Here is a 19,734-nt window from a genome sequence, read left to right as displayed (position 1 = left end):
AGTAGAAATAAGGGCTCGTGTATGACATTTAAGTTAAGATTATTGATAACCGTATTGTCAGTGGTTTTTGGTGCAATTTTATTAACCGCTGTGCTGTCATTAAATACGGCGGTGTCAGAGTCTACCGCAGCGCTTGAAAAATCAGCCCGAGAAAAGCTTACTATCGAGAACACCCAAGTAGCCGAAGCGGTCGAAGGCTATTTCCATACCATTGAATCACAGATCAGGGTGAAATCCAGCGAACCTTACATCATAGAGGCAGCGAAAGCCTTTATCCCTGCGTTTAACCAGTATTCATCACAGCGTTCGACCCTTAGCAGCGGTGAGCGCGCAGCATTGCAAAGTTATTACACCAATGATTTTGCCCGCTTATATGAAGAGCGCAATAACGAAGCATTAAGAGATCCAACGGCTTTAGTGACTGGTTTGAACGCCAATGCACAATCGCTACAGTACGATTTTATTGCGGGGTCGAGCTATGAGATTGGCGAAAAGGACGGCTTAGTTGGCTTGTCCAATGGTACTGAATATGCACGTTTGCACGCGCAATATCACCCCACGATCCGTCAGTTTTTACAAGAATTTGGTTACTACGATATCTTTATTGCCGATATTGCGACAGGTAATATCGTGTATAGCGTATATAAAGAGTTGGATTACGCCACCAGTTTGCGTTCTGGGCCTTATGCGAATACGGGTATTGGCGAAGCCTTTAAATTGGCCGCGGCGGCAAGTGAAGGCGATCAAATATTTTTCACTGAATTGAAACCCTACTTGCCTTCCTATAACGCATTAGCAGGGTTTATTGCGTCGCCGATTTACGACAACGGGCAGGCGATTGCCGTATTAATTTTCCAAGCTCCCCTGGATCGGATCAACGAAATCCTTACTCATGGGCAGGAATGGCAAAAACGCGGCTTTGGTGAGTCTGGTGAAACCTATCTTGTTAATCCTGCCGGGCTGCTGCTCACGGAAAGTCGCTTTTTTTTGGAATCGCCAGAAGCGTATTATGCCGCGGTCGGCGAAAAGTACCCCAATGTGGCTAAAAATGCGCGATCTAGCGGCACGACTGTTGGCATTCAACCGGTGCGCACCGCCAGCGCACAAGCCGCTTTACGTGGGCAGTCTGGTTTTGATATCGTCACTGATTATCGCGATGTGGCGGTGTATTCGGCGTATGCGCCAATCACAATTGGTGATTCTACCTATGCTCTGCTAGCAGAAATTGATGAAGAAGAAGCCTTGCGCCCGGCGGCTGAGTTGTCTGCTTCGTTAACTACGTCGGTTTCCATAGTGGGCTTTATTATCCTATTGATTGGCGCTGGTGTGGCCATCTTTATGGCACGGACCCTTGCGGCACCTATTAACAAGCTCGGTGATACCTGCGAGGGCCTAACCACGGGTGAGGGTGATTTAACCATTCGCCTCAACGAAAGTAATATTCCTGAAATTGATCGCGTGGTCCGTGCGTTTAATACATTCATTGGGCAAATTCGTGATTTAGTTTCCCAAGTAAAAGAAGATGCTCATTCACTTGCCTCGGCGTCTGAGGAGCTCAGTGCCATTACCGAACAAAGCGAGAAAACGTCAAAAGAGCAGCGTGACCAAACCCATATGGTTGCATCTGCCATGCAGGAACTTTCAGCCTCGATAGCAGAAGTGGCAGACTCCACCGTGACAACTCGCGATTTCAGCGTGAAAGCGAAATCCAGTCTGGACGAAAATATGGAACGGGCGGATATGGCGGCTGATAACATTAAACTCTTGGTTGATTTGATCCGCGACTCCAGTGAAGTTATTACTTCATTGAAAGCTGAAGTGAATCAAATCACTACTGTACTCAATGTCATCACCAGTATTGCTGACCAAACCAACTTGTTGGCACTTAATGCTGCAATCGAAGCGGCGCGTGCTGGCGAGGCAGGGCGTGGTTTCTCTGTGGTAGCCGATGAAGTTCGAGCACTTGCTACGCGGTCACAGGAAAATACGGTGGAAATCTCTAAAATCGTAGAAAAAATGAATATGTCGTCGGATAAGTCGGTCAACGCCATGGAGCGAGCTGCAGCAGCAGCCGATGGTGGTATTCATTTGGTAGACTTGGTGACGGTAGCAATGAATGAGCTTGCTGATACGATCAATAAAGTGCAAGAAATGACTGACACGGTAGCATCCGCGACCACTGAGCAAGATACCACGTCTGATTCAGTGACGGAGAGCATTACCCAGATTTCTGATATGGCCGCTGATGTGGAGCAGGGTGCAACACAAACTAGTGCTGCTGCAGGAGATTTGGCGCGCATTGCAGCTCAGGCTAATGCGCTGGTCGATCGTTTCAAAGTTTAACTGAATTTACCGAACTGCTACTGGCGGATTAATCCGCCAGTGCATTGACAGCAGCGACCCGTGTTGGACTGATTTCTTCGCTAGGATAACAACCGAGTACTTTAAAATAGCGCGTAATCTTACTTAATTGCTCCAGTGCGTTTTGCATAGGGCCGTCTTCGATATTGCCATCCACATCCAAATAAAACATTTCTTCCCATGGATTGCCAGGGATTGGACGCGATTCCAGCTTGGTCATGTTGATCGCGTTGTCTTTTAATACCAGTAGGGCCTCCACCAATGCCCCGGGTTTTTGTACCGTAGACATAACTACTGTGGTCTTCGCGGGCACCTGCAACGGCACACTCACCGCTTTACGCGAAACAACGATAAAACGTGAATGGTTTTCTTTTTGGTTGGCTAGGTTGGATTTAATTGCGTGCAATCCATACAGTGAGCCGCCAGCTTCACTGCCAATGGCCGCCACACTGGGATCTTGCAATTCATTGACTTTGATCATCGCCGCAGAGGTACTGTCACAGGGTTTTACTTCGACACTGCCGAGTTCAGCCAAAAAGTGACTACACTGGGCAAATACCTGCGGGTGGGCATACAAGACTTTGATCGCTGCTACTGAAGTATCGCTGCTCACCAATAGGCTATGGCGGATCGGGTGGGTAAGTTCGCCAACGATGCTTAACGAGGTATGTTGCAGTTGATCATAAACTTCGTTAATACTGCCTGAAGACGTATTCTCAATGGGTAAGACGGCGTAGTCAGCTTCATTATTCTCTACCTTATGAATGATCTCGGCAAAGCTTTGACAACCAATTTCGAGTAACTCACCTGCGCGTCGACTAAAGTATTTTTGTGTGGCCAAATAGCTGTACGAACCCTTATCGCCCAAAAAAGCTACGCGGTTTAGCGGCAGCGAACTACCCGGATTAGCTCGGGCAGCTAACATTGCCTGCTGGTTTAATACCGAGTCTTCAATGATCACATGAAAAATTTGCGTAACGTAGTGAGGGTCTAGTCCGACAGCTTTACCTTGCTGGATCAAGCGCACCAGTAACTGCTCTTCACGCTTTTGATCGCGCACCGGAATGTGGTGCTTGATTTTTGTTTCTGCTACCTGATTAGTAAATTGACGGCGCTCGGCCAGCAGTTCAAGTAGTTTAGTATCCAATTCGGTGATGGATAAGCGCAAAGGCTCAAGAGCGTCAGTTGGCATAGACAATCCTTTATTGTCAAAAAAAAACCTCCCTAGTGGGAGGTTTTAGTTAAAAATACGGCACCACCCTGCCTAATCTCTTACAGACATAAAAGTAAAAAAGCGAGTGGTGATAGTTATTCTTTGCATGCTTTGACTTTATGTGGATGCCCGAGCCTTGTCAATGCTTAATTATTCACTCAGCAGGGCGACTAGCATTGCCCGTACTTCATTCGCCTCGAACGGTTTATCACACAGCGCGTTTACCCCAGTTTGCTGAATGTTCGCCATATGAGCGCTATCCTGTGATTCGGAGGTGACCATGATGATTGGGATATGGGTAGTTTCTGGATTAAAGCGGATGAACTCGGACAACTCGCGACCATCCATTTCTGGCATGTTGTAGTCGGTAACCACTAAATCAAATGATTCGTCTTTCAAATAGGTTAGCGCTAACGCACCATTTTCAGCCTCGCGGATCTTGCGTAACCCCATGCCTTCAAGAACGCGGCGTATATGATTACGCGCAAGTTTACTATCATCCACCAACAGAACCCTAACATCATGAATATCAAATAAATCGAGCTCTAATTCATCGGTGTTAATGAGATCTAAACTGGCATTGAGCGCGCGCGAGAGATGCAAGGGCTCGAAGGGCTTGGGCAAGATAGCGGCGACCCCGGCTTGTTTAAATTGTTCTAGCTTCGACAAGCGATTTTCGCTCGATACCAACATAAAAGGTGTTGCCGCAATGCTCTCGGTTTCTTTGATGATTTTGAGTAAATCCAGTCCTGTGCCATCTTCAAAGTACATGGCACTAACGACCAAATCGGCTGCGTGGTTTTTCAACGCCGCAACGGCTTCAGCAACCGTTGACACAGCATCAATTTCTTTCACTTTTTCTTTCAGAAGCAGTGATGTGATTATTTTACGCTGAGTATCTGACGGCTCAACCAACAAAAGGCTTAAATCTGAAATCGAAAGTTTGTCCATAATGTGTCCAAGTTATATAGCGCACGGGGTTGCACTAACGGCAATACTTAAAGTGTAGACGAAAGTCTTTACAAGCAACACGCTAGGTGTATTAACCACCGGCTAGTTTTACTGTAAAGCCTTGCTTTTGCAATAGATCTTTCAGCTTCTCGCGCACGTCGCCTTGGATCTCAATACTGCCATTTTTCACTGACCCACCACAGCCACACTGCTGTTTTAACGTTTTGCATAAGGCTTTTAGCTCAGGTTCGGCAAGACCAAGCCCTTTAATGATAGACATACCTTTGCCTTTGCGGCCTTTGGTTTCGCGGTGGATGCGCACAATGCCATCGCCTTTATCAACGGCTTTGCTAGGGGTTTTGGGCTTAATTTTTCCGGTTTCGGTGGAGTAAACTAGGGGGTTGCTTGACATTTGATTATCACACCTGAGTCATTACTTGATTTTTTATCATTGTTTAATTAAAACAAAACGCAAAGTTCAGTGCTACACTGAACTTTGAATAAATAACCTTTTCATCTAGCAAGCGAGTAATTAACTTATGGCTCTAGAAGCAATGTTATCTGCCGACGAAAAAACCATGATCATCAAGATGGATGATAAGTTCGATTTTGGCAAAGTGCAGGATTTTCGTAACTCTTACTCAAATTTACCCGAATCAGTAAAAACGATAGAGGTGGATCTGGCTGATACTGAGTATATGGATAGCTCAGCATTGGGCATGTTGCTGAATATGCAAAAAGTGCTTGGTACCGCTATTTCACGTTATGTAATTTCGCACAGCCGTCCGCAAGTGCTTAAAATCTTAACTATTTCTAGATTTGATAAAAAATTCGACATTAAGTAGTGACTGTCGATGCGCGTATTAATCGTTGACGATGAGTCCATTAATCGCTTTCTGCTAGTACACATGTTGGAAGAGCAGGGCTATTTAGACGTATATGAAGCGCGTTCAGGGCATGAAGCTCTGGTGTTATGTGAGAAAGTCAATCCTGACCTAATTCTGCTTGATGTTGTTATGCCCGATATGGATGGTTTGGAAGTGGCCAGTCGTGTGAAGTCGGCCAATGATGCCTTGTATCTACCGATAATTTTTATCACCTCATTGGATGAGCGCGAGACCGTTGTGCGTTGTCTAGATGTTGGTGGAGATGATTTTGTCTCCAAACCCTTCGATAAAACTGTCCTTATCGCAAAAGTTAAAGCCCACCTTAGAACGCGAGAGTTGAGTAAAAGTCTTGACGCGCAAAATCAGCAATTGACCTACTTTCGCAACTCCGTAGAACGTGAGCGCGAAATCATCGAACACATATTCAGTAAGGCCATTGTGAATAGTCCGACGGTAACGCCGTATTTTGATTATCGCAATTTTCCTGCTGACGAATTTAGCGGTGATGTTTTCTTGTGTGAGGCCAGTCCCAACGGTGGGCTATACTTTTTGATGGGGGATTTCACCGGTCACGGTTTGGCCTCGGCAATTGGCGCTTTACCAGTGACTCGGGCGTTTCAGGCGATGGCCAGTAAAGGGTTGTCGGTGTCAGAAATTGCCACAACACTTAATAAAACCTTAGAAAAGCTGCTACCTATTCATATGTTTTTTGCTGCGGCTATCGTTGAGGTTAGTGAAAGTGGACGCCGGCTAAATGTTTGGAATGGTGGTATGCCCGATTTGTTACTGCAAGGGCCTGATGGTGCGTTATTAAAACGTTTTACCTCGCAGCATATGGCTTTAGGCATTCTCGAGAATGATGAATTTGATGATATCGATGAAACCTTCGAAGCTGAGCTCGGCTCTCGCATAATTGCCTATACCGACGGACTGATAGAATTACACAACAATGAAGGTGAGATGTTTGGCGAAGAGGGCTTGGAGCGACTGTTCATTGGCAATTCCACAATTACTGTCGATCAATTATTAGCCGAAATACGTAAATTCGCAGCAGAAAACCTTCCTCATGACGACGTCAGCCTAACGATCTTTGAATGTCAGGATCTATCGCAGTTAAAACAAGCGCACGAGTTATCTCCGCTACCATTTCAGATATCAACTTGCTTAACCCCAGATTTATTGCGTCAAGGCGAGTCATTACCACATTTTATCGATATGATTTGCAGTCAATTGGGGTTGTCGTGGGTGCGCTCGGATCTATTCACTATCATGACTGAGCTGTACAGTAATGCGCTAGAACATGGCGTGTTGCAGTTAAGTTCGGCGTTGAAATCAACTAGTGAAGGGTTCATTGAGTACTACACGTTACGCTCTGAACGCCTTGAAACGTTAACTGAAGGTTTCGTTAATTTACACGCACGCTTTGATCCGCAAACTCGGGAGTTAATTGTTGCGGTTACCGACAGTGGAAACGGTTTTGATCCTGTTGCGGTTGATACGGTTACCGATGAGTTTAACTACGGTCGCGGTCATACATTACTGCGCGAGCTTTCAGCCGGAGTGCAATTCAAAGATGGTGGGAAAACCACTGAAGTCACAATCGGTATCTGAATCAGCGAACAACCAAAGGTAAAATTTGGACAAAAAAATAAAAGCAGTTGAGTTTAATGTAATTGAGAATTATTATCAGTTACGAATAAACAACAGGAGTGCTTTGTGTCGTTCAAATTTTCTTTATCCGCCGTAATTGCCTTATTGGTTTTTTCAAGTCCAAGTTTTTCTGCCGAGCTTAATGTCTATTCAGCGCGTAAAGAGGCGCTTATAAAACCGTTGCTGGACCAGTTCAGTGAAAAAACAGGTGTGGAAGTTAATTTGATTACCGGCAACGCTGACGCGTTGATTACGCGGATGCAAACGGAAGGGCAATTTAGTCCTGCCGATGTGTTGATCACCACCGATGCTGGACGTTTAGTTCGCGCCAAACAAGCGGAAATTACTCAACCTCTCGCCAGTAGCCTGGCACAAAGCTTAATTGCTGATAATCTGCGTGATGCTGATATGCATTGGATCGCACTGACCAAACGCGCGCGCCCAATGATGTTTGACCCAAAGAAAGTAGACACCAGTGCCATCAAGAGTATTTTTGATTTGGCCGATGCACGCTACCGCGGGCAAATTTGTGTGCGCTCGTCGAGCAATATCTACAATCAATCCATGGTCGCAGCCTTATTAATTGAACATGATACTGAGACCGTAGAAGCGTGGGCAAAAGGCATTGTTGATAACATGGCACGTGCGCCAAAGGGCGGTGACCGTGATCAAATTAAAGCCGTGGCGGCAGGTCAATGCAGTATCGCCATCGCAAACACCTATTACCTTGCCGGCATGTTAACTTCAGCAGATGAGAACGAGCGAGAACAAGCCCGTCAAGTGCGAGTGCACTGGGCCGACAGTGAAGCCGCTACTCATATCAATATTTCGGGTATTGCCATCGCTAAACATGCACCCAATGTTGCTCATGCACAGGCGCTAATTGAATTTATGTTATCGGCGGAAAGTCAGCGTTGGTATGCCCAAGAAAATAACGAATACCCAGTGGTTAAAGACGTACCATGGAGCGAACTGTTAATGTCTTTTGGAGAATTTAACGCGCAAGCGGTAGATTTGCAGCAAGTTGGCGAGCTCAATGACGATGCATTACGTTTGATGGACCGTATCGGGTGGAAATAATTATCGTTGTAGTCTAGACCTTTGAATCGATATACCGTTTCTATTGGGTTGATAGCACTGGCGCTGTTAGCGCCATTGTTGATTATTCTCGGTCACTTATTTTTTCCAGACTGGCAGGTATGGCAGCACCTGGTAAATACCGTTCTTGCTGATTACGTCAGCAACAGTCTCGGATTGGCTTTTGGTGTGGCGCTGGGAACCTTGCTGATCGGGGGCTCTTGCGCCTGGCTAATGGCAACCTTTGAGTTTCCTTTGCGCAGCATTTCGCGAGTATTATTATTATTGCCACTTGCGATGCCCGCTTATATTAGCGCCTACAGCTACACCGGTATGCTTGACGTCGCCGGGCCGGTGCAGACTTGGATACGGCAAGTGTTCAATTGGCAATACGGCGACTACTGGTTTCCTGAGGTACGTTCAATTCCTTTTGCCATCCTCTTAATGTCATTGGTTCTTTATCCTTACGTTTACATTCTGGCACGCACTGCATTTGCTGAACAGAGTGCTCGCATGTTTGAAATAGCGCAAACGCATGGTTATTCACGTTGGCGTTTTTTTTGGCTGGTGAGCTTACCCTTGGCTCGCCCGGCACTTTTAACCGGTGCAGCATTGGCGATGATGGAAGTGCTCGCCGATTATGGCACCGTGCACTACTTCGGCATCAATACCTTCACTACAGGTATCTTCAGAGCGTGGTACGCGATGGGGAATCGCTCTGCTGCGGCCCAGCTTGCAGGATTATTATGTCTGTTTGTTTTACTTGTGTTAGTGCTTGAGCAATACAGTCGGCGTAAGCTTAAATTTTTCCAGTCAGGGCAATCAAGCAGTGCACCTAGTACTCGCTCAAAATTAAAAGGTTGGCGTGCGGGTGCTGCGACTATTTGGATCTTGACCCCAGTTGTCCTTGGTTTCATTTTACCAACGATGCAATTACTCCTATGGGTGTTTGAAAGCTGGCGCGGCGTTGACTGGCAAGGGTATTGGGAGTTAATTGTGGCGACCTTTAGTGTTGCCTTGTTGAGCGCTGTTTTGGTGGTTCTATTGGCATTGCTGTTTACTTATCAGGCGCGTTGGGTTGCTTCGCAATTAAGTGTCTGGCAGGTGCGATTGCTTAGTTTAGGGTATGCTTTACCCGGCATGGTTATTGCGATAGGGGCTCTGATTGTGCTGGGACAGCTTGATCATTGGCTAAACGATATTTGGCATGCGGCTAATGGACAATTCATTGGATTGGTATTTTCAGGCTCATTATTTGCGTTGGTGTTTTGTTACGCGATCCGTTTCTTAAGTGTAGCGTTGCAAAACTCTGAGGCCGGTGCGGCGCGCATTGCACCCTCAATAGATGATGCTGCATTAACTCTGGGGCAGGGAAGATTGCGCACGTTTAGCAAAATTCACTTACCGTTAATGCGGGCGAGTATTTTGAGTGCAAGTCTACTGGTTTTTGTTGATGTATTGAAAGAGTTGCCGGCTACTCTAGTACTCAGGCCATTTAATTTTAATACCTTAGCGGTTCGCGCCTACGAAATGGCGTCCGACGAACGCTTATATGATGCTGCGTTGCCAGCATTGACGATTGTTGGAGTAAGTTTACTGCCTATTTTTGTACTCACGCGGATGCTAGATAAAGGATGATGAAAACCATGTTATTGCTAGAATCTCTGGCTATTGGATACTCTAAAAACACGCAAATGGATGTGCTGCGTGATGTCACATTGCAGCTGGAAGAGGGCGAGATTGGTTGTTTATTGGGGCCGTCAGGCTGTGGCAAAACGTCGCTATTACGCAGTATAGCTGGCTTTTTACCGCCGCGTGCAGGACAGATATATATTGACAATCAACCGGTCTCTACTGCAACGCACATGGTACCAGTTGCAAAGCGTTCAGTCGGCATGGTATTTCAAGACTTTGCCTTATTTCCACACCTAACGGTACGCCAAAACATTGCCTTTGGTTTGTCTGGGTATAGCGTTGAAGAGACCACAGATAGAGTCTCTGAGATGTTAGCAATGGTTGATTTGCAAACGCATCAAGACAGTTATCCGCATCAACTGTCTGGTGGACAGCAGCAAAGAGTGGCGCTTGCCCGAGCGCTTGCACCACAGCCGAAATTGTTATTGCTCGATGAGCCTTTTTCCAGTTTAGATAGCCAATTGCGCGAACAACTCGCCTTTGACGTAAGAAGTTTATTAAAAAAGCTTGGCATAACTGCATTAATGGTAACCCATGACCAGCATGAAGCTTTTGCCATGGCTGATAAAATCGCCGTGCTCCACGGTAATAAACTGCATCAGTATGGAACGGCGTATGAACTCTACCACGAGCCCGCCTCGGCTTTTGTTGCTGGTTTTATTGGCGAAAGTGTGTTCGTACCTGTCGTGCTCGATGAAAATCACAAGCTCCAAACACCACTTGGAGAATTTGATGCCGCAACACTTATCGCACGGGAGAATGCTCGATTAGTGGCTAACTCCCAATTGAACTTACTCGTTCGGCCCGACGATATTGTGCATGATGATGTAAGTCCTTTCAAAGCTAAGGTTATGCATAAGAAATTTCGGGGGGCGAATATCTTGTACCGATTGCGGTTACAGTCGGTTACACAAAGCAAAGACGCTGAGGTACTTTGTTTAGCGCCCAGCCATCACGACCATGCAATTGGCGAAAATTTTGGTATACGGTTAGCACTAGAGCATCTATTAGTATTTCCACAGTAAGCGCTAATGGACGCTTGCCAGTGGCTGGTATAAACTGCATAGACCACACAGAGGCAAGTTGTATGATCAAATCTTTTTTGGCCCTGTTCGAAGAGCGCTTAAGTCAGCATGCGGATGAACAGCATACTTTAGAGTTAGCTTCAGCAGCATTAATGTTTGAAGTTGTGCGAGCCGATCGGACCTTGGAACCAGCCGAAGAGACGCAAGTCAAAACCCTACTCAGTGAGCAATTTAAGCTGACAGAAGAGGAGTTGAATATTCTGTTTGCCCAAGGACAGGAACATGCCGAAGAGGCTGTGGATTTGGTCCAGTTTACGCGGGTGTTGAATCAACATTATGGTCTTGAACAGCGAGCAAATTTTATCCAGCAACTCTGGTCCATTGCATATAGTGATGGTCATATCGATATGCATGAAGAACATGCTATCAGGCGTATCAATGATTTATTGCATGTACCGCATTCATTGTTTGTGCAGGCTAAGTTAAAAGTGGTTTAAGCAGGATTATGTTGCAACGATTTTTTTCCAGCATCCGGACATCTTTATTGCTTTCCGCTCTTGGTTTTACTTTATTGCTCACTTGTGCGGTCATGTGGTTGGTTGTCAAGGAACATCAAAAACTTTATTTAGATGGAGCAACCGCGAACCTAACCGCGCTCGCTGACAATATTGGCAACGATTTATTGCCTTTAATCGGACCGGACTTGGATATCGTAGCAGTTACGTCAGCGTTACTCCGCCTTGACGCCTACCCAGACGTTATCACTGCTAATTTATATGACCGTAATCTAACCCTTGTGCAACAATATGTAGGACGGGCCGGAAGAAACCAAACTACGTTAGTGCAATCGCTGACCAACTCTATATCAGAGCCGAGTTTAGGCACGTATTTATACAACGATTACCTTTACAGTGTTAAACGCATTGGTGAACGGGATTTTCCCAAGGGCTATCTAGTTGTTGTTAATGATATTAAAACTACGTTAGAGCGCAGCCAGCAGCAATTAGTTATGGCTAGTCTACCGTTTCTATTTATTATCTTTTTGGTCTTGTCAGTGGTGTATTCTTGGGCCCTGCGCAAGCGTATGCGCCCGCTGATCGCGCTATCAGATTTTACTCAGCGATTACAATTTACTAAAGACTATAGTCAGCGCTTTGCGGTTGGTGGTAAAGATGAAGTGTCGGGGCTGGCGCGTAATATCAATGGTTTAGTGGTTACGATTGAGAATGAACTTAAAATCAATCGTGAACAAACAGCCAAACTGATTGAGCAACAACGAACCATGACTCGATTGGCAAACTACGACAGCTTAACAGGATTGCCAAATCGTCAGTTTGTAATGGACACTTTGAAACTGGAGTTAGCCCGCGCGCTGCGTTCAGAGCAGGATCTCGTACTGATGTTTTTTGATCTTGATGGCTTTAAAAGCATTAACGATTCGTTAGGCCACGAGACGGGTGACAAAGTATTGGTCGATGTGGCGGGGCGGGTAAGCTCTTTGATGCGCGATGGTGATTTGGTTGCTCGACTTGGGGGCGATGAATTTCTGGTTATTCCATCGCGAGATACTACTCAAGCCAATATTCATCGCATGGCAACACGTTTAATTGACGCCTTTCAAGAACCCTTTTGCTACAACGGTTTAGACCTCTATGTTGGTGTCAGTATCGGTGTATCAAAAGCCACCGATGCGAACTTTGACATTAATGAGTTGGTTGGTAATGCTGACATTGCCATGTATCGTTCTAAAGCGGCGGGTAAGGGCACCTACACTTTATTTGATACGTCTATGATCGAAGATCATAAACGTAAGTTAATGATTGCCAACAGTATAAATTCAGCGATCACCAATGATGAATTGCGTGTGCATTATCAACCCAAAGTAGGGCGGGACGGCAGTATCGTTGGGTTTGAAACTCTACTACGTTGGGCGCATCCAGTGCTAGGTATGATCCCACCGGCTGAATTTATTCCGATTGCGGAGCAGGGTGGTAAAATACCGGGTATCACTTCATGGGTATTGGAGCGAGCATGTAAAGATCTTGCTCGCATCAAGAGTATGTTTCCGCAGCGTTTTCGCGTGTCTGTTAATCTCTCCGCGTTTGACCTAAAGAATCCTTCGTTGTTTGACTTCATTACCAATCTGTTTGAGCGCTATTCAGTTGATCCACGATTCTTTGAACTAGAGGTAACAGAATCAGCTTATCTCGAGAGTTTCGCTGCCAGCGATAAATTTTTCCGTCGGGTCAGCAACATGGGATGTGCGATTTCACTGGATGATTTTGGCACCGGTTATTCGTCTCTGGGTTACTTAACTCAGATCAGTATCGACACACTCAAGATCGATCGCCAGTTCGTTCGTGAATTGAAAACTTCAGAGCGCAGTCGCATGGTTACCGGTACGATCATTGATTTAGCTAAACGACTGAATCTAACTATTTGTGCCGAAGGTATTGAGGAGACCAGTCAAATTGATTATTTGGTTAGCCAAGGGTGTGATCATTTGCAAGGATTCTACTTTAGCAAGCCTATCTCGTTGGAGGAACTTGCCGAATTGCCCGTGAAATTCCCGATGCCAGATATTCAACAGTCACCACAATTAAAAATTCCATATGACATGACTAACGAGTGAGTATTCGTCGCCGCACATAACTCCTTAGGTTTTGTCTCTGGAGCAAATTAGCAACAGCTTGGATTGCTCTTTATTTTGTAATTAGAAAAAATAAACTCTTAAAAAACATAGATCTAGCAATATTCCTTAGCAACAATTATATTCAAACTGAATAGTTTCTGCGCCTGTCACTCTGGCGTAATACCAATATCTTATCGGCTGTCTTCTGATGGCGACGAAATCACGATTTTTTTTCTAAGACTTTCTACTAAACCTATAAAAAACAATGAGTTAATATTTTGGCATCAGTTCTGCAATAGCTTCATTGGCACGGCATGAGCCCGCGTTTGATACCTGCGCGACGGAAGTATTCATGCCACATAACAACATGAGGAAAATCCAATGAACAAGATACAAAAATTTTCGACAATTATATTTTCAGCAATGGCCTTGCAAGCGCTAGCAACCGCTAATGTGAATGCGCAAGAAAGTCCAGAACTAATGGCATTATTAGACGCTGATCAAGATGGTTTTATCAGTCTAAAAGAGGCTGTGGGGGATGCGAATTTGCTGAAAAATTTCGGCATCATTGATACTGATGAAGACGGTAAGATCAGTAAAGATGAATTATCTGCCGCAGACTTAACTGCAGCGGTTAAGATCGACTAACACTAACTACAATGCTGGCGCTCAGGTAAAACACTGGGCGCTTTTTTATTGCTGCATGACAATGACTGTGCGATCCTAAACTCGATTTACTTTAAAGGTATTGCCATGCAACTGGGCTCGTTACGCCAGCTAACACTGATCAGTTTCGTCGTTGCCTTGATCCCGCTGGTGGCTTTACTTTGGCAAAGTCAGAAAGATTTGGCTGATGTAGCACTAATGACCGCAGAGGATAACCGTTTTGTTGTAGAAATGGTCAGTGCGATGCGTAATCTAGAAAATGACGCAGTCGACATTGAGCGGCTCACTCGTCAATACCAGGTGGTTCAAAACGATACGTTGATAACATTACTCAACAACCGCTATGACACATTTAATCGCGATCTTGATACGATTTGTAATGCCGTAGTGGGGATTGATTGTCAAAGCATGTATGCGCATATCAAAGCGCTATCGCAAAATCTTGGTGATGAACCGACGCCTAAGCTTGAGCGGCAACTTACCCAGTTTAATCTTGATATAGCGGCGTTAGAGCAAGCGGTGCGCAGTGCAATCAACCGCAGAATCGCTCAGCAGCAAGATACCCTAAAAGCTATAAAGCAAAAGCAGGCCTGGTCTACAGCGCTATTAGCGGCTCTTTCATTATCGCTGGTCATAGTCGGCAGTCAACTTATCGTGCATCCATTTAAAAAACTGAAGGCAGTGATTAAAGCTATTGCACAGCAAGCCCCTGAGCTTCCGCCGATTAGTCAAAACAGTCCGCGCGAATTGATTGCCATTGAACACGATTTGCACTGGCTAGCTGAGCGCCTCGAACAATTGGAGCATCTGCGAACAGCATTATTACGGCACGCATCACATGAGCTGAAAACTCCATTAGCCAGCATTAAAGAAGGGTGTTCGCTACTGAGTGAAGAGGTGGTGGGAAAGCTTAATTCCTCACAACGCGAGGTTATCGATTTGTTATTGTCGAGTACCGATAGGCTAAATTCTTTGGTTGAAGGGTTACTTAACTATAACTTGTTATTGCAGCAAGCACAGCCAGTGATCAAGCGAGTTAATATCGACACGATAGTTACCGGGTGTTTAACGGATAATGCGCTCGCTTTGCAACAAAATGGGCACCAGGTTGACGTGCAATTAGAAGTGGCAACCATTGATGTAGATGAAGCTCTTTACCGGCGGATTTTGGATAACTTATTGTCCAATGCGATTGCTCATGGAACGCCACAAACAACTATAAAGCTACATGTTTATAGTGCTGAAAATTACGCTGTGCTTGATGTGGCCAATAGCGGGCAAACTATCCCTGTCGACCAACGAGTCTCTTTGTTTGAGCCTTTCATTCGCGGCCCGGGAACGCGTAATGATAAGGTCATTGGTGCCGGCTTAGGGTTATCCATAGTGGCTGACTGCGCGCGCTTAATGCATGGCTATGTGAGCATTGTTAATGTAGATTATGCCGATGTATGTTTCCGGGTCGCTATTCCTATGCTCAGTGGGAGTGAAAAATAAGTGATGATTCGAGTTCTAGTTGTCTTCACGGTGGCATTGATAATGGTAGGCTGTCGCACATTAACGACACCTTTATTCCCGTCCACGACCTCACAATTAGAAGCCAAGAACGACTGTATATTTGTTGTTGAAGCGCGAGACATTCCCCAGCAGAGCATTTCAGAGGAACAATGTAACCCATTGTTTTGGCTTGATTATTGGTCTAGTAATGCAAAGATCCCTTGGCCTGAACGCAAACAGTTAGTTGCCCAAACCGACAAATCTCCGGTGGGACAATTGCAATTATTTATACTTTCTCAACCCCTCGATACGCCGTACCAGACGCGTTTACGAGCACAATCGATATTCACTGCATTGAGTCCTGAACTTGCACCTTATTTTCAGGGGTTATTGCATGAATTAGCTTATATTCCTAGCCAAAAGCTATTGGAGTATGAGTCTGCAATCACGGTTTTAAGCCAGGTAAATACGCGGCAAAATCAACAGATCAAAGAACAGGCGCAGTTATTGCAGGAGCAAGCAGAAAAGTTGGATCAATTGTTAAACATTGAAGCCGCTATTCTAGAAAAATCTTCGGAGCGCTAGCCTATGCAAAATACCTCTTCGCAAGTTACACCAACGATTTTGTTGGTCGATGATGATCACAGTTTATTACGCTTGATGACTATTCGTCTGCAGGGTGAGGGCTTTGACGTGATCAGTGCAGCAAGTGCCAAAGAAGCGTTGCAGCAAATCAATGTGGCGGCGATTGATGTAGTATTGAGCGATTTGCGGATGCCAGGTCAGGACGGTTTGGCTTTATTTGAAGAAATTGTTGCCAGTCGCAAAGATTTACCCGTGATAATTATGACCGCCCACGGCACTATTCAAGATGCGGTAGCAGCCACGGAGCGGGGTGTATTTGGATTTCTAACCAAACCTGTAGACCATCGTGAGTTACGTAAACTGCTCGACAGAGCGCTTAGCCAAAAAACGGCTGCTCAGCAAAGCAACTGGAGTGACGAAATCGTTACCCGTTCAGCAGATATGTTGCAAGTGCTGGATCAAGCCCATCGAATTGCTCAGCGTGATGTTAGTGTACTGATAACTGGCGCCAGCGGAACGGGCAAGGAGTTACTTGCCAAGGCAATTCATAAAGCCAGCCACCGCAAAGATCGTGCATTTGTAGCAATCAACTGCGGCGCATTGCCAGAGAACCTGCTCGAGTCGGAATTATTTGGTCACACCAAAGGTGCCTTTACTGGCGCCATTCAGGCCAATCCGGGGTTATTCAAAGAAGCCGATGGTGGGACTTTATTTTTAGATGAAATCGGCGATATGCCTACAACGCTGCAAGTGAAGTTACTGCGCGCCTTACAGGAGCAGCAAATTCGTCCCGTTGGCAGTAGTAAGGTCATCGACATTGATGTTCGGATCATCTCTGCTACACATAAAGATTTAGAAAAGGAAATGCGCGAAGGTGGCTTTCGTGAAGATCTGTATTACCGTTTGAATGTGGTTAACTTAAAACTACCAACGTTAAAACAGCGGGCGGAAGATATTCCACTGCTTGCACGCAGCCTGTTGCAAAAAAGCGCCAGTCGTCACAAGGTCAACGTCAGTCGCTTTTCTGACGATGCAATGCAGCTGTTAGCAACCTCAAACTGGCCCGGTAATGTGCGCCAACTAGTCAACGTAGTTGAGCAATGTGTAGCGTTAACTCAAACTCCCGTAATTGCTGCGCATTTGGTCGAACAGGCATTATCCTCATCATCACAAAGTTGGCCAACTTTAACCGAAGCTCGCGATGCGTTTGAGCAACGCTATTTAGCGAAGTTATTGAAAATTACTGATGGTAATGTGACTCGTGCCGCTGAGATGGCCGGGAGAAACCGTACCGACATGCACAAGCTAATGAAGAAACACGCACTGGAAGCCGCAGCTTATCGTCATTAGACGGCTGGTTCATTGTTTTCGCCTTCTTGCATTCCTGTGCTATTGTGTTCATACGCCTACTACCGGAGCACCCTATTGCTGCGATTTTCTGCGTTCGAGAGTCAGATAACACTGCTTCGTGCTATTTCGTTGGTTACGTGTTTAATTCTCTGTTGTTTGCCAGCAACAGCGCAGCAACAGAGTGCACCTAGCCAATACGCGACATTAGTATTACCTTCTCCCTTAACCGCTGGACATTTACGCGGCGTCCCCACTGCTACCATCATACGCCACCTCGAGGCTTTGCAGGAATCGGATCAAAATGAGCCGTTACAACTGCTCGAGGACATTCGAGTCATCATTAAATTTGCGCAAGAGTCTGGGCTTGAAAGTCTAGAAATTGAAGCGATTTCTGCAGAGGTGCTGATCCATTCTGCGCTCAATGATACCCCTGAAGTTGAACGCTTGGTTGATTTGCATCTACCTCGCACGGTTAATATTGGGTCGTTAACCGCATTGTCGAGGTTGTATCGTGCAGCTCTTAGAGCAACGGTTATTACCGGCGATAAAGATAAGGCTGTCGCAATAAAGAGACAGTTGGGCCAGCTGTTGACACAAGGCCTACCTCCCCGACAAGAAGGGTTGGTATATCTATCGATAGGCACGGCTGACTATTTCGCTCGCGAGTATTTTTCAGCTATTCAATATTTGCGTAGGGCGCAGGATATTTTTGTTAAACAAGGCTTGCGGGTTGATGAAGATCGGGTGCTGGGTATTTTGGCGGTAGTAAATTCTAAATTAGGTAACGAACAACGCGCCATTGAAATCCAACTAAGCATTGCGCAGCGGATGCGCCAAGGTGCCAAAACACTGAATTGGTCGATTGTGGATTTTAATATTGCTAGGTCCTATTTTGATTTGGAAAACTATGAAAAATCGTTGTTTTATGTGCAACGATCACGTGACATTGCGCAAGAACTTAATGATTCCGTTGGAGTTGCTTATGCTAATGAACTCATCGCCCGAATTAATTTGGAGCAACAGCGGTATGCCGCAGCAATTGCGTTGGCTGATAGTGCCGCAGCTATGTTTGCCAATGCCAATGACGCAGAAAAACAATTGGATGCATTGATCAGTAAAGCAAAAGCACAGTTGATGTTAGAGCAAATGGTCGAGGTAGAAACAACCTTAGCCCTAATAAGCGACCTACAACAGCAGGTGCAGTTGGCAAAATCCAATGCGGAAATATCTGAAATGCTTGCGCTGTATTACTCCAAGCAAGGAGATTATGTAAAGGCATTAGAATACTTTCGACATTTTCACCACCAATATGTTGATCTTGAGTTAAAAGGGCGTGGTGAAGCGATTGAGCGGATGATGGCGGAGTTCACCAGTGAGGCACAAGAAAGTGAAAATCGCTTTCTGGCGCAACAAAATGTGCTCAATCAGATCCAGTTAAAAGAACGTAAACGTCAGCAAACCTTTTTAACCATCGCCATCGCCTTGTCTACCTTGGTCGTAATAACCATTGTATTGTTATTGTTTTGGCAATGGCGTAAAAGTGGATTAATGCGCGATCTTGCCCTGACCGATGAGCTGACTCAAGCACCCAATCGGCGCGCCTGTTTGAGTGCCGCAAAACTTGCCTTTAATCAAGCTAATGCTGGGCACTACTCGATGGTCTTGGCGATGATTGATTTGGACCATTTTAAAGCAATCAACGACAAATTTGGCCATGATACTGGCGATGAAGTATTAAAAGTGTTCGCTGCAGCAGTGCAATCGGTTTTGCGCGACGCAGACCTTTATGGGCGTATGGGAGGGGAGGAATGGTTATTGATTTTTCCGCACAGCGACTTGCTGCATGTTGACGGTATCTTTACGCGTCTACGTGAGGCATTCCAAACACTGGCCAGGCAAGCCAGATTAAGCGTTGATACCTTGACCTTTTCCATGGGCGCCGTGAGTTCGCTGGACAATTTCCAATCGGTCGAAGCCATGATCACGCAGGCTGACAAATTGGTTTACCAAGCCAAGTCCAATGGACGAGACAGATTAGAAATTCAGTTAGCCACAAACAAGGCGTGATTACCCCAAGGCATTGGTTTATACTGTCGCGTCAAAATTTTCATCGATGTTAATTCTCAGGTGGCCCAATTAATCCTAACT

The 19,734-nt window shown here is 45.6% G+C and carries 16 protein-coding genes; 13 read left to right on the top strand and 3 right to left on the bottom strand.

From position 1 onward, the window contains the following. The first annotated feature begins 21 nt into the window (after nt 1-21). Nucleotides 22-2,343, top strand: coding sequence for a methyl-accepting chemotaxis protein (locus CSH92_RS00465; protein ID WP_100655650.1), 2,322 nt, complete (start codon nt 22-24; stop codon nt 2,341-2,343). 28 nt (nt 2,344-2,371) lie between these two features. Here the strand turns inward: CSH92_RS00465 and pheA are convergent, their stop codons facing one another. The 3 genes from pheA to yciH form a co-directional block, all read right to left on the bottom strand. After that, nucleotides 2,372-3,553: a prephenate dehydratase gene (gene pheA, locus CSH92_RS00460; protein WP_100655649.1), complete on the bottom strand. Its 1,182-nt coding sequence runs from the start codon at nt 3,551-3,553 to the stop codon at nt 2,372-2,374. Nucleotides 3,554-3,724: 171 nt separating this feature from the next. Beyond that, nucleotides 3,725-4,525: a response regulator gene (locus CSH92_RS00455; protein ID WP_100655648.1), complete on the bottom strand. Its 801-nt coding sequence runs from the start codon at nt 4,523-4,525 to the stop codon at nt 3,725-3,727. Nucleotides 4,526-4,616: 91 nt separating this feature from the next. Beyond that, entirely contained in the window at nt 4,617-4,937 is a 321-nt protein-coding gene (yciH, locus tag CSH92_RS00450; RefSeq protein ID WP_100655647.1) for a stress response translation initiation inhibitor YciH, read from the bottom strand. 127 nt (nt 4,938-5,064) lie between these two features. On the opposite strand from yciH, the gene CSH92_RS00445 reads away from it, so the two are divergent. The 12 genes from CSH92_RS00445 (at nt 5,065) to CSH92_RS00390 (ending at nt 19,653) form a co-directional block, all read left to right on the top strand. After that, nucleotides 5,065-5,370 (top strand): STAS domain-containing protein, encoded by a 306-nt coding sequence (locus CSH92_RS00445; RefSeq protein WP_100655646.1) that lies wholly within the window; start codon nt 5,065-5,067, stop codon nt 5,368-5,370. 9 nt (nt 5,371-5,379) lie between these two features. After that, nucleotides 5,380-7,023 (top strand): ATP-binding SpoIIE family protein phosphatase, encoded by a 1,644-nt coding sequence (locus tag CSH92_RS00440; RefSeq protein WP_100655645.1) that lies wholly within the window; start codon nt 5,380-5,382, stop codon nt 7,021-7,023. 105 nt (nt 7,024-7,128) lie between these two features. After that, the gene (locus CSH92_RS00435; protein ID WP_100655644.1) at nt 7,129-8,142 is read left to right on the top strand and encodes an extracellular solute-binding protein; all 1,014 of its coding nucleotides are present in this window, start codon (nt 7,129-7,131) and stop codon (nt 8,140-8,142) included. Between the two features lie 21 nt (nt 8,143-8,163). Further along, a complete protein-coding gene (locus tag CSH92_RS00430) occupies nt 8,164-9,777 on the top strand; it encodes an ABC transporter permease (RefSeq protein ID WP_240612693.1) in 1,614 nt (537 codons plus the stop codon). 8 nt (nt 9,778-9,785) lie between these two features. Then, complete coding sequence (locus tag CSH92_RS00425) at nt 9,786-10,859, top strand: ABC transporter ATP-binding protein (RefSeq protein WP_100656265.1); 1,074 nt, start codon at nt 9,786-9,788, stop codon at nt 10,857-10,859. Nucleotides 10,860-10,921: 62 nt separating this feature from the next. Continuing rightward, entirely contained in the window at nt 10,922-11,356 is a 435-nt protein-coding gene (locus CSH92_RS00420; protein ID WP_100655643.1) for a tellurite resistance TerB family protein, read from the top strand. Nucleotides 11,357-11,364: 8 nt separating this feature from the next. Beyond that, nucleotides 11,365-13,491 carry an EAL domain-containing protein gene (locus CSH92_RS00415; RefSeq protein ID WP_240612692.1) on the top strand — a complete coding sequence of 709 codons (2,127 nt, stop codon included), beginning with the start codon at nt 11,365-11,367 and terminating at the stop codon, nt 13,489-13,491. A 381-nt stretch (nt 13,492-13,872) separates the two neighbouring features. Continuing rightward, complete coding sequence (locus CSH92_RS00410) at nt 13,873-14,139, top strand: EF-hand domain-containing protein (protein ID WP_124916891.1); 267 nt, start codon at nt 13,873-13,875, stop codon at nt 14,137-14,139. Nucleotides 14,140-14,244: 105 nt separating this feature from the next. Continuing rightward, nucleotides 14,245-15,651 (top strand): sensor histidine kinase, encoded by a 1,407-nt coding sequence (locus tag CSH92_RS00405; protein WP_100655642.1) that lies wholly within the window; start codon nt 14,245-14,247, stop codon nt 15,649-15,651. Beyond that, nucleotides 15,652-16,236, top strand: coding sequence for a hypothetical protein (locus CSH92_RS00400; protein ID WP_124916890.1), 585 nt, complete (start codon nt 15,652-15,654; stop codon nt 16,234-16,236). 3 nt (nt 16,237-16,239) lie between these two features. Beyond that, the gene (locus CSH92_RS00395) at nt 16,240-17,586 is read left to right on the top strand and encodes a sigma 54-interacting transcriptional regulator (RefSeq protein ID WP_100655640.1); all 1,347 of its coding nucleotides are present in this window, start codon (nt 16,240-16,242) and stop codon (nt 17,584-17,586) included. A 75-nt stretch (nt 17,587-17,661) separates the two neighbouring features. Beyond that, a complete protein-coding gene (locus tag CSH92_RS00390) occupies nt 17,662-19,653 on the top strand; it encodes a GGDEF domain-containing protein (RefSeq protein WP_124916889.1) in 1,992 nt (663 codons plus the stop codon). Nucleotides 19,654-19,734 lie beyond the last annotated feature (81 nt).

The organism is Neoalteromonas flava (assembly GCF_002807685.1).
Classification (GTDB): Bacteria; Pseudomonadota; Gammaproteobacteria; order Enterobacterales; family Alteromonadaceae; genus Alteromonas_E; species Alteromonas_E flava.
The sequence above is the reverse complement of the archived record's forward strand: the minus strand, read 5'-3'. Positions and strand labels throughout refer to the sequence as shown.

What these genes read in the sequence shown, in the direction of transcription:
- CSH92_RS00465 (WP_100655650.1), top strand. Translation starts at nt 22, where the DNA reads ATGACATTTAAGTTAAGATTATTGATAACCGTATTGTCAGTGGTTTTT.
- pheA (WP_100655649.1), bottom strand. Translation starts at nt 3,553, where the DNA reads ATGCCAACTGACGCTCTTGAGCCTTTGCGCTTATCCATCACCGAATTG.
- CSH92_RS00455 (WP_100655648.1), bottom strand. Translation starts at nt 4,525, where the DNA reads ATGGACAAACTTTCGATTTCAGATTTAAGCCTTTTGTTGGTTGAGCCG.
- yciH (WP_100655647.1), bottom strand. Translation starts at nt 4,937, where the DNA reads ATGTCAAGCAACCCCCTAGTTTACTCCACCGAAACCGGAAAAATTAAG.
- CSH92_RS00445 (WP_100655646.1), top strand. Translation starts at nt 5,065, where the DNA reads ATGGCTCTAGAAGCAATGTTATCTGCCGACGAAAAAACCATGATCATC.
- CSH92_RS00440 (WP_100655645.1), top strand. Translation starts at nt 5,380, where the DNA reads ATGCGCGTATTAATCGTTGACGATGAGTCCATTAATCGCTTTCTGCTA.
- CSH92_RS00425 (WP_100656265.1), top strand. Translation starts at nt 9,786, where the DNA reads ATGTTATTGCTAGAATCTCTGGCTATTGGATACTCTAAAAACACGCAA.
- CSH92_RS00420 (WP_100655643.1), top strand. Translation starts at nt 10,922, where the DNA reads ATGATCAAATCTTTTTTGGCCCTGTTCGAAGAGCGCTTAAGTCAGCAT.
- CSH92_RS00415 (WP_240612692.1), top strand. Translation starts at nt 11,365, where the DNA reads ATGTTGCAACGATTTTTTTCCAGCATCCGGACATCTTTATTGCTTTCC.
- CSH92_RS00410 (WP_124916891.1), top strand. Translation starts at nt 13,873, where the DNA reads ATGAACAAGATACAAAAATTTTCGACAATTATATTTTCAGCAATGGCC.
- CSH92_RS00405 (WP_100655642.1), top strand. Translation starts at nt 14,245, where the DNA reads ATGCAACTGGGCTCGTTACGCCAGCTAACACTGATCAGTTTCGTCGTT.
- CSH92_RS00395 (WP_100655640.1), top strand. Translation starts at nt 16,240, where the DNA reads ATGCAAAATACCTCTTCGCAAGTTACACCAACGATTTTGTTGGTCGAT.